Here is a 15,605-nt window from a genome sequence, read left to right as displayed (position 1 = left end):
CCTAACCTTCCACAACTTCTATACCCATAGATTTTGCAGTGCCTACAACCATTTTCACTGCTGAATCTTCATTATCCACTTTCATATCAACCATCTTGCACTTTGCTACTTTAATTATAGCAGACATAGGTAATTTAGCCACTAATTCTTTACCAGGATTACCAGAACTTTTACTTAATTTAGCCTCCTGCTTAAGTAAATAAGCCACAGGCGGACCGCTGACAGTAAAATCATGAGAGCGATCATCCTTTATGGAAATTCGCACTGTTACTAAATCGCCTACTTTATAATTAGCGTTAGCAGCACTAGTAACTTTATTAAAAGCTTCACAAAACTTAGGAACAGGTATACCACGTGGACCAAGTACTGAAGCAACTTTCGGTCCTGGAACTGCTTTCCCAGCTTCCATAAGTAAGTTAATCTTAGCAACTATAACACTCATAATTAATCCTCTATTTTCTCTACTTGAGCCAGATCAAGCTCTATTATTGTCGGCTTACCTAAAATCGATACTTCCACATTAATAATTTTTTTCTCATCGTTTACCATATTTACCTTACCAGTAAAATTTTGAAAAAGACCATCATTAATTTTCACTTTTTCACCTTTTTCATAACCATAACCTAACTTCTTTGTCTCTTGAGCATTATAAAGTGCATTACACATTGAGTGAATCTCATCATCCAAAATCACCTTTGGAATATTACCGTTTTTCAAAAATCCATAAACCTTAAGAGATTTTGGTATATTATTGATAAAATTCAATACTTCATCGCATAAATTCACGTATAAAAAGACATAACCAGGAAAGCATTTCCTTCGTGTAGCAATTTTCTTAGATTTCAACTCTACTTCACTTAGCTCTTCATATGGAATAAAAACTTCCTTAAAGTAATCATTAACACCCAATCTCATAGAATTTTCCAATATATGTTGGCGCACTTTCTCTTCACAATTAGAAGCAACTCTCAAGATATACCATTTATACCTATTAAATTCTTTACACTTTAAACTTATCTCATCATCTAAAATCATCTCAAAATTACCAGATTCGCCACTGCAGAATCCAGGCGTTTGATTCAAAATATTTTTGCTTTCATCACACAGATGCATATATACATACACTTCACATAATTCTTTTATATCAGACTTTGAATTACATACCGTTTGATAAGGAATAAACACTTCCTTAAAATAAACAGCATTACTTACCAATTCGCGTATACCTTGCTCATATCCATAATCAACTTTAATGATATACCATTTATATTCACATTCCATAAATAATTCCAAATAAAGCCTTAATTACGTAAAGAGACATAAAATCCACAAAACAGAAGAAAATCGAAAAGCATAATATAACAATCATTACAACAAATAGAGATGACAACACCTCCTGTTTCTTTACCCAAGCAATTCTTCGTATTTCTTGCTTTATATCACAGAAAAAACCACACAAACTTTTTAACATTTCCACCACAACATTAATGCAGGAGCGATAGGAATTGAACCTACAACCTCTGGTTTTGGAGACCAGCGCTCTACCAATTGAGCTACACTCCTATAACTCAAACTCTCACTCCAAAATTTCAGAAACAACACCAGAACCAACAGTTCTACCGCCTTCTCTTATCGCAAAACGCAATCCCTTATCCATTGCTATCGGTACTTGCAATTCTACTTCTACACTCACATTATCTCCTGGCATTACCATCTCCTTCCCATCTAGCAATTTTATGCTCCCAGTTACATCCGTTGTCCTTAAATAAAACTGTGGCTGGTAATTCGCAAAAAATGGTGTATGCCTTCCTCCTTCCTCTTTCTTTAATATATAAACCTCCGCCTTAAACTTTCTATGCGGTGTTATCGTCCCCGGTTTCGCTAATACTTGCCCTCTCTCCACTTCTTCTCTTTTTGTTCCTCTTAACAATATTCCTACATTGAGTCCTGCACTTCCCTTATCCAGCAACTTCTTAAACATCTCAACACCTGTGCATATCGTCTTTTGCGTCGCTTGCAGACCTATTATCTCTATCTCTTCTCCCGTCTTTATCTCTCCCTTCTCTATTCTTCCTGTTACCACTGTTCCTCGCCCCGATATCGAAAATACATCTTCGATTGGCAATAAAAATGGTAAATCCACAGGCCTTGGTGGAACCGCTACATATTCATCTAACTTTTCCATCAATTTGTCTATTGATTTCTTTCCATATTCGCTGCTGTCATCCTCCAGCGCCTTGAGTGCTGAACCAACCACCACAGGCACTTCATCCCCTGGAAATCCGTATTTACTCAGTAATTCCCTCACTTCCATTTCTACTAAATCTATCATATCAGCATCAGCAACATCAGCTTTATTTATATACACCACGATATATCCAACACCTACCTGCTTCGCCAGCAATATATGCTCTCTCGTTTGTGGCATTGGCCCATCAACCCCCGACACTACCAATATCGCCGCATCCATCTGTGCTGCACCTACTATCATGTTCTTTACATAGTCAGCGTGTCCAGGACAATCAACGTGTGCATAATGCCTTTTTTCCGTCTGATACTCAACATGCGCTGTTGCTATCGTTATTCCCCTCTTCCTTTCTTCTGGCGCTTTATCTATCTGATCGTACGCTACAAAATTTCCATAATGCTTCGTTATCGCCGCTGTTAACGTCGTCTTCCCATGATCCACATGTCCTATTGTTCCCACATTTACATGCGGCTTTCCAAATGCTTCCACTACTGCTGTCATAATTATTACCCTTAATTATACTCTAACTTTAACTCATCAACCACATATTGTGGCACTTGCTCATAACAAGAAAAATGCATACTATACTGCGCCCTTCCCTGAGACATAGAACGCAAAACGTTGATATAACCAAACATATTTGCAAGAGGTACCGAAGCAGTAATTATTTTACTATTATTACCTAAATCGAGCATATCAGCAACATTTCCTCTTCTACTATTTATATCACCCATAACATCACCCATATATTCTTCAGGAGTAATGATTTCAACTTTCATTATAGGCTCCAGCATTTTTGGACCAGCTTTATTTGCCATCTCTTTAAAAGCACCTTTAGCAGCAAGTTCAAAAGCTAAAGGACTAGAATCAACCTCATGAAAAGCACCATCAAGAAGGGTAGCCTTAAAATCAATCAACGGAAATCCCGAAATTATACCACCTTCTTTTATCAACTCCAAGCCATTTTCTACCCCAGGAATATACTCTTTTGGAATAGCACCACCTACAATTTTACTTTCAAATTGAAACCCAGAACCAGGCTCAAGAGGTTCAAATTTTATTTTAACCTTAGCAAACTGACCAGCTCCACCAGATTGTTTTTTATGAGTGTAATCAATTTCAACAGATTTAGTGATAGTTTCACGATATGCAACCTGAGGAGCACCGACGTTAGCCTCAACGTTAAATTCGCGCTTCATTCTATCAACAATAATCTCAAGATGGAGCTCACCCATGCCTTTCAATATAGTCTGGCCACTTTCCGCATTTACTGACATTCTCAAAGAAGGATCTTCTGCAACCAACCTATTTAGAGCAATACCTAATTTTTCCTGATCTGAAGTGGTTTTAGGTTCCACAGCAATTTCAATAACAGGCTCAGGAAATTCCATACGCTCCAATAATATAGGAAAATCAACAGAACATAAAGTATCTCCGGTGGTTGTTTTCTTTAGCCCAACTAAAGCAACTATATCTCCAGCCCTAGCCTCAGTTATATCTTCTCGGTTATTTGCATGCATAAGTAACATTCTGCCAATCCCTTCAGTTTCGTTTTTTAACGCATTTGAAGCGGTAGATTTAGACTTTAATTTACCAGAATAAATACGGATAAACGTCAAGCTGCCTACAAATTTATCCGTCATCACTTTAAATGCAAGAGCAACAAATTTCTCTTTTTCTGAAGGTTTGACCTCAATTTTCTTTTCTGAATCTTTAGGATCAATTCCAACAATTACATCAACATCAATAGGAGAAGGTAAAAAGTCAACCACACCATCTAAAAGTGGTTGTACGCCTTTATTTTTAAAAGCTGATCCACACAACACAGGAACAAATTTTCCTTTAATGGTCCCATTTCTCACGCATTTTTTCAGTAAATCCACTGGCAGATCATTAGACTCAAAGTAAGTATTCATCGCTTCATCATCCATCTCAGCTGCAGCATCTAATAAAAGATTTCGATATTCTTGAGCCTTATCAAGCAAATCAGAAGGAATATCTTCATAAGAAAATTTAGCGCCCAACGTTTCTTCTTGCCATATAATGGCTTTCATAGAAATAAGGTCAATTATACCTTTGAAATCTTTCTCACTCCCTATTGGTAAATGAATAACTAAAGGTGCTGCACCAAGCTTCGTCTTTATCATATCAACACATCGATAAAAATTTGCCCCTATTCTATCCATCTTATTAACAAAGCAGATACGAGGAACGCTATATTTATCAGCTTGACGCCACACTGCCTCAGATTGAGGTTCAACTCCAGCAACTCCATCAAATACAGCAACTGCACCATCCAAAACCCTTAAAGATCTCTCAACTTCAATAGTGAAATCAACGTGACCAGGAGTGTCTATTATATTGACCCTATGATCATTCCAAAAACATGTTGTTGCAGCAGATGTGATTGTAATACCACGCTCTTTTTCCTGCTCCATCCAATCCATAGAAGCTGCACCATCGTGCACTTCACCAATTCTATTTTGCTTACCAGTATAAAATAAAATACGCTCTGTTGTGGTAGTCTTACCAGCATCTATGTGAGCCATTATCCCTATATTTCTGTATTTAGATATTCCAATTTCCATATCACAATTAATTAGCTAACATTAAAAACGAAGATGAGAAAATGCCTTATTAGCTTCAGCCATTTTATATTTTTCTTCGCACATCTTAAACGCACCACCGCGTTTATTATAAGCATCCAGTATTTCAGATTGCAAACAATCAACAGTGGTTTTTCCACTCTTTTTTCGAGCAGCAGAAGTTGCTTTAGCAATCCACCTTAACGCTAAAGAAACCGCTCTATCTTGTCGAACTTCAACAGGTACTTGATAAGTTGCACCACCAATGCGTCGAGAACGCACTTCTATAGAAGGAGTAACATTTCCTACTGCTGTCTCAAAAATTGATAACCCACCTTCGCCTATTTTCTTTTCAGCTAAAGACAAAGCGTCATAGATAATCTTTTCTGCAGTAGATTTTTTACCACATTTCATGATTGTATTAATGAAACGCATCAGCAAAACACTGCCGTAACGCGAATCAGGACTTATTTCTCTTTTTTTTGCTTTATTCCGACGAGCCATAAACTTTAACCAGATTTCTTTACACCATATTTTGAACGAGCTTTCTTTCGATTTTGCACACCACGCAGATCAAGGGCACCTCTTATTATGTGATAACGCACACCTGGCAAATCTTTAACCCGCCCACCACGTATCAAAACAACAGAGTGTTCTTGTAAATTATGACCTTCACCAGGTATATAAGCCGTCACTTCACCATACCCACTAATTTTTACTCTGGCTACTTTACGGAGTGCTGAGTTAGGCTTTCTAGGAGTTGTAGTATACACCTTAGTGCAAACACCTCTCCTTTGAGGGTTGCTTTCTCCCAAAGCTGGTACCTTTTTCTTATGGGTCAATCCTAATCTACCCTTACGTATTAATTGATTTATCGTAGGCATATGTTATAAACTCAAGCTCATTAAAATAACTAAGTTTTTAGTTATAAAATAATAAACCTCAATAGTCAATATAAAAATAAACATTACTACTCTAATAATTAAGCTCAACTGCCTTGAAAGCCATCAGTAGACTTCTTGCACTACCTCCCAAGCCACAACTGTCATTCAGTAGAAACGAAAAAACTTACTTGACACCCTTCGCCAGCCCCATTATCATGGTACTGAAGGTATTCATTTATCTTCAATCTGTGCAGATTAAATGACAACAGTATTACGTAATTGGCGTCTTATTTTTAATTTTTTGCACTATGCACACTTTACGTCTTCACAACATTTCTGGGTTTTTACCTATATAAGCTGAAACGCGCTTATAAAGCGTTTAAGACAGTATAGTACGCCAATTTGCAGGATTAGAGAGTGACAACTAGCTAATACGGGATATCTTTTGCCTTTTTTTCTGCTTAGTAAATTTCTTAAACATTTAAACTAAGGTGAGTTGCATTTAAAAGCAGCTAAATTGCAGTGTTTAAGACTTAAAAAACGCCAATACTGAAAATAGACAATGACTAGGGCTTCTTTTGCCTTTTTTTTGCTTGGTAAATTTCTTAATATTTATGGCAACATGAACTGAGCAGGAAGGTGTCATTCCAGTGCTTGACACTGGAATCCAGTTTTCCATATAATCTCATCGAAAATGTTGTAACCACTTTCTGTGCTAGTTTGCTTGCTTATACCAACTCTCATTATTGGCCAGTCAAATAGGAGACATTGCAGAGTTGTTTAATTGTGGAGCTGGCAAGAGAAGTAATAAATTTGCACAAAGCACCCTCAAGCAGAGCAATTGTATCGTATATTTTATTGCGCAAAATGTTCTGTTTTATATATAACCAAAGCCTCTCAACAGGATTTAGCTCTTACTTTTACCCACAATTTTGAGAGGTTATGATGTGAAGCATAACAATGCTCTCCTTAAGGTTTTCATAGCCCCGCCATAGAGTCATAGACCCTGGTAAATTATCACTTTTTCTATTCATAAATCACCCAATTTTCCTAACCAAATAATAGCTTGTTTTATGTTTGGAGGTTCTTCGGGTAATGTTGCTACCCGATACTCACGCATGTAAAGGACCTTCCACTCTTCGTTGCTTAAAATTTTAGTACAAATTTCCATGGGATTTGATAAAGCCACTTTTGTCAAATATAAAATTTTAAACGCGATTATACTTTTTATAGCAATTAACTTCTGTAATCTTTCTTTTGTAGCTAAGCGGGAGCTTTCTATCTTACATCCTGATTTTAAAATCCTAAAATACTCTTCAATTTTCCACCTTAGCTTATACCAATTTATCTTTTCTATGGCATCTAAAGTATTATTAATCGGTACATTAGTTAGTAGAGTCCAGTCGATAGCTTCCAATCCATCAGGAGGATTTGTTTCTTTTGCACTTACCACATATACAGGGATTTTATCACTTATTTTATGTATTGTATCTTTTGACCCATAAATGGAAGAAGATCTGATAGGTATATAGCCTTTCATATACTTAACTTCAATATTAGCTTTCCTTGATCTCTGGTTTCCACCTTTAGTAACTTCTAGAGAAATTTTCTTTTTTACTGGCAGTTGAGTGATGCGTGTTTGCAAATCTGTTTTTCCGACTTCAGTACAGATAAATCTTCTATTAGCTCGATTGCGGATTACATAAAAACTACCTAACGTCTCAGCCACCCATAAAAATTTGAAGATGTCTGCTTCCCTATCACCAAGGGTAACAAGTTGTACATTTGGAGGAAGGTTGTTTATAGTTTCTTTAAGAGCTGTTATCCACTTATAACTTTCTTTTTCTTCTATGGAGGTACGGTATTTTCTGTTTGCTTTTTCTTGTGCCGTTTCTTCTTCCCTAATAGAACGCGCCCAACATTGTTGGGAAGATAGACCTAAAGGTAATCCGTCTCTGCTGACTATTAAGGCACTATGCAACAGTAAACCCATTTTATGCTTTGTATAAGCTTTAGAAATACTGCCTAGTCTCTTGGTCTTTATACTTACTTTTACCCACAAATAAAAACATAGTATTGTATTTACTCAAATAATTTAATTTTATTAACCTGAAAGCTTATTAGATTAAAATTATTAAACTAAGAGTTATAATTTTAGCAACTAAAAGCTGTAAATTGCACCATATAAACAGTTATTTCAAGCAAAAGTTATGCCATTAAGAGCTATGCAACAAACATTTATATTTGTGGGTAATAGTAAGGCTTTAAAACTAGCGGTTACATATATTAGTGAAGAAAATATTGTATTTAGTCATAGGGGTAGAAAAAGGATTAGAGTTGGTGGCTATCTGAAAAAGTGTGAAAAGAGAGCAGAGAAGCTACTTGACTTTAAGTCCGAATATAAAAGTGATCGTTATGCTAAGGCAACTTTCATAACTTGGAAAATTACAATTGATGCTATAGTGCAAAAAAAATTTGGGCCGGAAGCATTGAGCATTCTCGAGATAATGGCCTATTTTTCTCCTAATGAGATTTATATAGAAGAAATCTTTTCACAGCAAGTAGCTAATGATAAAGAAGCGTTGTGGAATGCTGTTGAGTTACTTAATCGATATTCAATGATTAAATTAAGGAAAGGAGTAGTAAATATTTACAGACTAGTGCAAAAGGTGACTAGATTAAAATTACAAGAGAAAGGCCGAGAAGAAGAGGTCTTAAGGAAAGCTCTAGAATTGATAAACAGTTATGATGTATTAATAGATAATTCTATTGTTGCATCTGTTTGGGGATATGTGAGTAAGTATGGTGAGTTAATTGACGAATTTTACTTTAATCCTATTTATGGTAGATGGAAATATACGCCGTTGCATTCACTTGCCGAAAGTGGCAGTTATGAGGCAGTTAGGTGCGTATTAACACATATGGAAGAAAAACACCCAGATAAATTTAATTGTGTTGTTAATGCTAGGGATGGATCTGACAGCACTCCATTGTGTTCAGGCAATGGCGTCAACTTAAGGAAAAATATCAGCGATAGTGTATAAAATTTCTCTCTAAAACTTTTACCATTAAATTATCCAGAAGCCGCAGGAAACAGCACTTTTGTTTCTATTTTATTTCAACAAAGAAGTTTAAAATGTGTCCTTTTTAGGTGAAACATGCGTGCGCCAAGCAAAGTGCGTAAAGTCCAGTTGGTGAAAATCCAACCCAGGCAAAGCCTAGCCAGCAGGCTGGAACAAACCACTATGCTGCGTAAGGTAACGAGCGTAGTAAAGCTAGTGGAATGGACAACACAGGGTACAACGAAAGTGAAGGTATTGAGTCCCGAAATTCTCGATGTCATAGAGGTCGACACGTTGCATATAGTGGAAGACAGCAAGAAGGGTAACAATAGGGCAAGTTATCACTCACTCTATCGGGATCTGAGGCCGTATCACGTGTTGAGATGGAGTTTACGTAAACTTGGGAGATCCTTTGTATTCCTATTAAGGTACGTTGGAACAAGTCAACAAAGGCGAGTACTGACGGAAGATATAAAGGAAGTCGGACTGATTGATAGTACTCAGAGTGTGGGAAAGCCACATACAAGGGGAAGCGGTCAGCAATATAGTGACTGGTTTAGGAATTGCTATGCCAATACAACGGAGGTTGGAATAACGTGCAAAGAAAACTAAATCAGATAGCAGTAAGAGCCAGGCAAGATAAACGATTGAAATTTAATCGTTAATTCATCTGATAAACGCAGAGAATCTTGCTGAATGTTATAAAGAGCTAAAGCATAACAAAGCATGCGGTATAGACCAGGTGACAGTAGAAGCTTATGGAGAAAATCTTGAAGAGAAGCTCAACACTCTGGTGGATAGTATGAAAAGAAAGCGATATCAACCGCAACCAGTGAAAAGAGTATATATACCAAAAGCTGGAAGCAAAGAGAAACGCGGGCTTGGAGTACCGTCTACAGAAGATAAGTTAGTCCAGATAATGCTGAAGAAGATATTAGAAAATATTTATGAAGCTAACTTTCTGGATAACTCATATGGTTTTCGTCCTGGTAGAAGCTGTCATCAAGCGGTAAATGCACTAAATAAAGCAGTTATGTACAGACCAACTAACTATGTAGTAGAAGTTGATATCAAGAAATTCTTTGATAATGTCCAGCACAAATGGCTAATGAGATGCTTGAGAGAACGGATAACAGACCCAAACATACTGTGGTTAGTAAAACGATTTCTTAAGGCAGGAGTAGTCGAAGCAGGACATTATGAAGCAACTGAACTAGGCACACCTCAGGGGGGAATAGTAAGTCCTATACTAGCTAATATATAGTTGCATTATGTGCTGGATTTGTGGTTTGAAAAGAAATTCAAGCTAAGATCTAAAGGTTATATGGAGCTAGTTAGGTATGCAGACGATCACCTGATTTGCTGCGAAAGAGAAAAAGATGCTAGAGAACTCTTAGAGTCACTGAAACAAAGGCTAGGAAAATTTGGACTGGAAATATCTGAAGACAAAACAAGAATAGTAAAGTTTGGCAAAAAGGAGTGGCAACAAGGAATAAGGGAGAAACGAAAAACGGAAAGTTTCAACTTTCTAGGATTCACCCATTATGGTACAAGGAGTCGTAAAGGTAGAGTAATGGTAGGTCATAAAACCTCGAAAGAAAATCTATCTAGAAAACTTAAAGAAATCAAAGAATGGGTGAAAAAGATCCGAAATAAAGTTCACCTTAAAGATTGGTGGTCAATACTTAAAGCAAAACTAACAGGACACTATAACTACTTCGGAGTTAGCGGAAATTACCGGTGGTTGAATAAATTCTTCTGGCGGGTAATCAAGCTAGCGTATAAATGGATAAACCGACGTAGTCAGAAGAAGAGTATGAATTCAAATGTAAAAGACAAGACTTAATCTGACAGACAAGAATTAACTGACAGAAGAATTGAGGTAGTCAAAACTAATATCAGTCTCTTGTGTAATGCTACTAATATTTTTCTGAAAAGCAACATGTTTGCTATCAAGAAAAGTCTGCATAGGCGTCTTACCATAGCAATATTTACCTGAATGCGGTCTTGTTTCATTGTAAGAACGCAACCAATAATCAACATCAATCTGTAGACCTTCCAAAGAATTGTAGATTTTCTTTCTGAAGATAATATTGTAACACTCATCTTGCATAGTTCTATGAAACCTTTCACATATGCCATTAGTCTGTGGAGAATTGGCTTTGGTCCTAGAATGATCGATATTTTCGATTCCCAAATAAAGCTGATAAGCGTGATTTTCAGGCTTACCACAATACTCTGTTCCTCGGTCTGTAAGGATACGCAATAATGGCACATTTTGCTCATCAAAAAATGGTATCACTCTATCATTCAGCAAGTCAGCAGCAGTAATAGCCGTTTTGTCTGTATAAAGCTTGGCAAATGCTACTCGAGAATAAGTATCAATGAAGGTCTGCTGGTAGATTCTTCCTATACCTTTTATATTACCTACATAATAGGTATCTTGAGAACCCAAATAACCTGAATGTTCGGTGTCAATTTCACCATGTGCTTCTCTTTGTTCTTTAACTTTTTCTAAAGCTGCAAGTTGCTCTTCGGTTAATATAATTCCATCTTGAGCTACTTTTGCTTCCAGTGCTTTAAGTCTTTTCTTGAAAGTTTCAAGATCATTTCTCAGCCATATAGATCTCACTCCTCCCTGAGAAATTATTATACCTCTTTTTCTCAGTTCATTTGCAGCTCTTTCTTGCCCATATGCTGGAAATTCTGTTGCTATACCAATCGCTGCTCTTTCTATATCGTCGGAAACTCTATTCGCTAATAGAGGTTTTTTCTTACTTATCTCATGTAATGCTTCTTCTCCTCCATTTTCGTACAACTCTTTGAATCGATAAAATGTATCTCTTGAGTATCCCATCACTTTGCATGCTTGAGATACATTTCCTAGTTGTTTTGCTAGTTCTAATAACCCTAGCTTTGGTTTTAGTATTTTTGTTTGTATTGTACTCATTTCTAACACTCCTTTCTTTTATTATTTTATAACTTACTTTTTTAAAGTGTCAGATCAAGTCTTGTTTAATACAATTCAAAGCAATTTATACACTATCTACAAGTTAATCCATTACCAAAACCAAGAATATGCTACTCATTATATACAAAATAGGAAATGCTGTGAATACTACATTGTGGAGCCGTGTGCGGGAAAGCTGCAAGCACGGTTCTGGTGGGGGAGTCATAGCGATAAAACTTAATCAGGAGGATTTAAAACTATGACTTCTACCAAACAAAAAGGAAAAATCTTATTCTACAAATTAAAAATATAATATACTCGAAAGCTTTTCAGAGAATCCATTGTGTTGAGTTTTACACGAACAAGAAAACTTCCTTTTTCGGCAGTATTTTCTATGATTTTAAAGTTAGTTAAAAAAAGTTTGGGAATAGAATGTGAACTTATGGAGCCATTGACATGTACCCTCAAAGCAAGCTTTTTCTAAAGCAAGATATAAGATTTGTCATACAGGTTTTAAAGAATTTAAGCATCCAAACAGCCTATCAAGATGAGCCTGAGTTGGAGAGGCTATAGGCTTATTGCAGCAGATGGTTCTGGTATGAGATTACCGAGCTCTGAAGAAATTGTATCCAAGTTTGGCCGTTTTAAACCAAATGGAACAACAGGTATAATGCCACCATTAGCAATTTGTTTGTTGATTTATGTACTTCGCTGATTTGCAGTGCTCGCCTTGCGGCTTGGAATGTGGGTGAGCAAACGTTAGCAGAAGAACAATTACCTGAAGTCGTTACTCAAATGCGTTCATTAAATCAAGATAGATTATTATTTATCTACGACCGTCTTCATTAAAATTCATTCAGCAGCATTATGAATTGAAAGTAGACTTTATTTTTCGCTTGCAAAAAAGAAATTATAGCAAGCTATGGGAACGAATTTCATCTGGTGAATTAGATTTTGATTTTGTGCTAGAAAATAAAACGAAAAGCCAAAAAGTAAGAGTAATAGTGCTGACATTAGCCAACGGAGAAACAGAGGTATTGGTTACTTCACTTTTTGATCGAGAAAAATTTACTTTGGAAGATATCAGCAAAGCTTATGTATTAAGGTGGCATATAGAGGAGTGCTATAAACGACTCAAAATAGGTGCAGAGTTAGAGAATTTTTCTGGCGTAAATTTAGAGGCTGTATTACAAGAATTTTGGGCAAACTTAGTCATGTGTAATATATTGTCGCTTCATATGTGTGATGCACAAGGGCCTTGGAATCCAGATCAAATTGCTGAGTATCGTTTAAATTTTTCGGTTTTATTTGGTGTAATGAGGCAGAAACTCTATCAGGTACTTATTGCGCCAAAAAACTTTCAAGCCCTTTTTGATAGAGCAAGTATACGCGCTAAAGTTAAAATCCGACCGGGACGATTGTATAGCCGCGATAAGGTAGATAAGCCCAAACGCCATCATGTCTTTAGGAGAGTTTGCTAATGAAAGTTCTTAAGTTGACGCCATTGCCTGTACTCTTAAGTTCTTTAGCTTTTGCATCCAAGCCTTGATTTAGCTTTTTCTTCTCCTGCGCAAACTGAGCTTGTGTATTTTTAAACTCTTCCAGCTTTTGGTTCGCATCATTCAGCTCTTGATCCTTGCTGTTAAGTTCCTCAGTTTTTTCATTCAAGCTTTGTTGTGTACTCTTTAGCGTTTCTTTTAGTTGACTCTTGTCTTGAGTCAATTGAGCTACTTTATCATTAAGCTCATCACACTCTTGTTCTTCTTGTTTCAATTTTTCTTCTAATTTTGGGGCATATTCAATCGGTATTTCAGAAAGCTTAATATCCTTATTTTCTTCCCTGACTTCTTCAAAGAATTTCTCGCCATCTATACATGTAAAGTTAAGTAGACAATTTATTAAGTGGTAAAATGGACTAAGCACGTAAGAAATATAAAAATACCTAGATGCATTGCTGTCTGATTTAAAATTTTCCTGCTTTACTTCCCGAATAAGTTTATAATAGGTATCAATTTTATGATAGTATGGCTCTAAATAATCTAGAACTTTATCCGTTTCTAGTTTTAATGGTTTACCTACATGTTTATAATGCGCACCAGCATTACCCTTACTATTACCCACAAATATAAATGTTTGTTGCATAGCTCTTAATGGCATAACTTTTGCTTGAAATAACTGTTTATATGGTGCAATTTACAGCTTTTAGTTGCTAAAATTATAACTCTTAGTTTAATAATTTTAATCTAATAAGCTTTCAGGTTAATAAAATTAAATTATTTGAGTAAATACAATACTATGTTTTTATTTGTGGGTAATAGTAAGAGCATTACCGTGTGGCAGACATGGTACTGGGTCTGATTGACAAGCTACTCTAATAGTCTTCTTTCCAAGACACTCACTGTAAACTTCAGCAGCATCATTGTAGAAAACTCTTGGGGAGCCAAAAGTTGCAACATTAATGTCTTTGGCTTCTTCTGTTTTATCAAGACATAAAGCAGCTATAGTAGCAAGAGCACCTCCCATGCTATGACCTGTAACATTAATTTTTAAACTTTTGATTCCTTCTAATCCTTTATCATTAGCATGCCCTTGTAATATCTTGTGTACGCTGGGCCAAGAGCGTTTGAATAAAGAGTAGAAACCAGAGTGGATATAATTATCTCAAGATAAAAATGATAACTTAGTCAAAGATGCACGAAGATCTTCCTTCAAATCATTCAAATCGCGAGTACCATGATAAGCTATAGTTACTTCTTTGTCTTTAATAAAAACATAACCAACATCTCGATTGTATGAATTGCTACCCGTCAAAGCATAGCCGACATTGTGTTGTTCTAATTTATAATCACTATCCGAGCAATATTTATCTTGAATGAGTTCATTGTCATAAAATTTTATTATTTGATAACCTGCTTCTTCAAACTGCCTTTTAGTTTCATATTCATCTTTCTTTAATTTCCTGTCCCCATCACCATAGGCAATTTTACTGAGAGTACACATTTCTAGTAATTTTTCTTTATCAAATTCTGCAATTTGTCCTGTTATCAGATCGGCAAGGTCAGAAGCATCATTTAACTCACTATTCTCAGAACGCTCTATATTCTTCCATATTTTAATTAAACTAGAAATGTCTTGATTCAAAAGCGCGTCGAGATCATGTTCATCTCGAGCTTCTAATTCACTCTTAATTGGTCCGAGCTTTTCAATTAAGACCTCTTTTATTAAAGTATTGCTAATATTTACAAAATCATCGCTAATAGAATTTTGATTATCAATAACACCTGGCATATTTCTTACTTACTACAAGCTTAATTAACTTAGTATACCACTATGCAATTATTTAGTCAAATAAGTTATCAATTTAATAAGATTAACCATAAATCTTTTCGTCTTCAACGGTACAAGCAATATTTGTTCAGGAGCGTTTCTGGGAGGAATATTACAGTAACTAGCGTTAACAGCAATTCAATTATTTACTTTCTTCACAAAACACAAAAAAAGTACGTATATTTGTGAGAGTTTTTTACGTAAAAGGGGTGTTTCAAAAACAAAAACGTAAAATTATTACAACAAAGCTAAGCGAATTAGTTCGTATATAAATGTGGCAAAATAGGCTAATATAGCTGGTTTTACGGTATAGTAGAATTATAATATAAAAAAGTTCGCACAGAACAAGTGGTAGACCATGCCATTCCAAGAAAAACACTTCTCACACTTGCTTGTTAATTATGTAAAAGTTAAATTATATTATTGATTTAATGATAAAAATATGAAAATATATACTAATTAAAGTGATGTTGTTAGCTATAAAAAAGTAACTTGCTTTAATGATTTTTGCTGCTATATATGCTATAAGTTTAATATAGTGGGTTTGAT

At 35.8% G+C, this 15,605-nt stretch carries 13 protein-coding genes, 1 tRNA gene and 3 pseudogenes; 3 read left to right on the top strand and 14 right to left on the bottom strand.

Annotated features, from left to right (window positions below; all coding sequences use genetic code 11):
- Position 1: 1 nt before the first annotated feature.
- The 10 genes and pseudogenes from NL281_RS00265 to NL281_RS00220 form a co-directional block, all read right to left on the bottom strand.
- Positions 2 to 442 carry a 50S ribosomal protein L11 gene (locus NL281_RS00265; protein WP_253303379.1) on the bottom strand — a complete coding sequence of 147 codons (441 nt, stop codon included), beginning with the start codon at positions 440 to 442 and terminating at the stop codon, positions 2 to 4.
- A 2-nt stretch (positions 443 to 444) separates the two neighbouring features.
- Positions 445 to 1,281, bottom strand: coding sequence for a transcription termination/antitermination protein NusG (gene nusG / locus NL281_RS00260; RefSeq protein ID WP_065094731.1), 837 nt, complete (start codon positions 1,279 to 1,281; stop codon positions 445 to 447).
- Positions 1,271 to 1,471 (bottom strand): preprotein translocase subunit SecE, encoded by a 201-nt coding sequence (secE, locus tag NL281_RS00255; protein WP_022626186.1) that lies wholly within the window; start codon positions 1,469 to 1,471, stop codon positions 1,271 to 1,273. Before secE ends, nusG begins: the two co-directional genes overlap by 11 nt.
- A 19-nt stretch (positions 1,472 to 1,490) precedes the next feature.
- Positions 1,491 to 1,563, bottom strand: a tRNA-Trp gene (locus tag NL281_RS00250).
- A gap of 13 nt (positions 1,564 to 1,576) precedes the next feature.
- Positions 1,577 to 2,749, bottom strand: coding sequence for an elongation factor Tu (tuf, locus tag NL281_RS00245; RefSeq protein ID WP_253303378.1), 1,173 nt, complete (start codon positions 2,747 to 2,749; stop codon positions 1,577 to 1,579).
- Positions 2,750 to 2,760: 11 nt separating this feature from the next.
- Positions 2,761 to 4,836: an elongation factor G gene (fusA, locus tag NL281_RS00240; protein WP_253303377.1), complete on the bottom strand. Its 2,076-nt coding sequence runs from the start codon at positions 4,834 to 4,836 to the stop codon at positions 2,761 to 2,763.
- Positions 4,837 to 4,857: 21 nt separating this feature from the next.
- Positions 4,858 to 5,337, bottom strand: coding sequence for a 30S ribosomal protein S7 (gene rpsG, locus NL281_RS00235; RefSeq protein ID WP_007549313.1), 480 nt, complete (start codon positions 5,335 to 5,337; stop codon positions 4,858 to 4,860).
- A gap of 5 nt (positions 5,338 to 5,342) precedes the next feature.
- Positions 5,343 to 5,717 (bottom strand): 30S ribosomal protein S12, encoded by a 375-nt coding sequence (rpsL, locus tag NL281_RS00230; RefSeq protein ID WP_006279787.1) that lies wholly within the window; start codon positions 5,715 to 5,717, stop codon positions 5,343 to 5,345.
- Positions 5,718 to 6,460: 743 nt separating this feature from the next.
- Positions 6,461 to 6,631 (bottom strand): annotated as a pseudogene (locus tag NL281_RS00225) (IS630-like element ISWpi10 family transposase); the annotation flags it as partial.
- Positions 6,632 to 6,747: 116 nt separating this feature from the next.
- Positions 6,748 to 7,779 carry an IS4 family transposase gene (locus NL281_RS00220; protein WP_253303376.1) on the bottom strand — a complete coding sequence of 344 codons (1,032 nt, stop codon included), beginning with the start codon at positions 7,777 to 7,779 and terminating at the stop codon, positions 6,748 to 6,750.
- A gap of 148 nt (positions 7,780 to 7,927) precedes the next feature.
- Here NL281_RS00220 and NL281_RS00215 point away from each other — a divergent pair, with 148 nt between their 5' ends.
- Together NL281_RS00215 and ltrA are read left to right on the top strand one after the other, a co-directional pair.
- Positions 7,928 to 8,761 (top strand): hypothetical protein, encoded by an 834-nt coding sequence (locus tag NL281_RS00215; protein ID WP_253303375.1) that lies wholly within the window; start codon positions 7,928 to 7,930, stop codon positions 8,759 to 8,761.
- A gap of 820 nt (positions 8,762 to 9,581) precedes the next feature.
- A pseudogene (ltrA, locus tag NL281_RS09020) lies at positions 9,582 to 10,625 on the top strand (group II intron reverse transcriptase/maturase).
- Between the two features lie 15 nt (positions 10,626 to 10,640).
- On the opposite strand, the gene NL281_RS00200 reads toward ltrA, so the two are convergent.
- Positions 10,641 to 11,729 (bottom strand): IS481 family transposase, encoded by a 1,089-nt coding sequence (locus NL281_RS00200; protein WP_253303703.1) that lies wholly within the window; start codon positions 11,727 to 11,729, stop codon positions 10,641 to 10,643.
- Positions 11,730 to 12,020: 291 nt separating this feature from the next.
- Between NL281_RS00200 and NL281_RS00195 the strand changes: the two are divergent.
- Positions 12,021 to 13,210, top strand: a pseudogene (locus NL281_RS00195) (IS4 family transposase).
- On the opposite strand, the gene NL281_RS00190 reads toward NL281_RS00195, so the two are convergent.
- The 3 genes from NL281_RS00190 to NL281_RS00180 form a co-directional block, all read right to left on the bottom strand.
- Positions 13,194 to 13,850, bottom strand: a complete 657-nt coding sequence (locus NL281_RS00190) for a coiled-coil domain-containing protein (protein ID WP_253303374.1) — start codon at positions 13,848 to 13,850, stop codon at positions 13,194 to 13,196. The pseudogene NL281_RS00195 and the gene NL281_RS00190 sit on opposite strands and share 17 nt — an antisense overlap.
- Before the next feature lie 180 nt (positions 13,851 to 14,030).
- Complete coding sequence (locus NL281_RS00185) at positions 14,031 to 14,381, bottom strand: lipase family protein (protein ID WP_370274079.1); 351 nt, start codon at positions 14,379 to 14,381, stop codon at positions 14,031 to 14,033.
- Between the two features lie 9 nt (positions 14,382 to 14,390).
- A complete protein-coding gene (locus NL281_RS00180) occupies positions 14,391 to 15,017 on the bottom strand; it encodes a hypothetical protein (RefSeq protein WP_253303373.1) in 627 nt (208 codons plus the stop codon).
- Positions 15,018 to 15,605: the final 588 nt, after the last annotated feature.

Source organism: Wolbachia endosymbiont of Phyllotreta cruciferae (assembly GCF_918697765.1).
Lineage (GTDB): Bacteria > Pseudomonadota > Alphaproteobacteria > Rickettsiales > Anaplasmataceae > Wolbachia > Wolbachia pipientis.
Note: the sequence above shows the minus strand (reverse complement) of the source record. Positions and strands in the feature narration are given on the sequence as shown.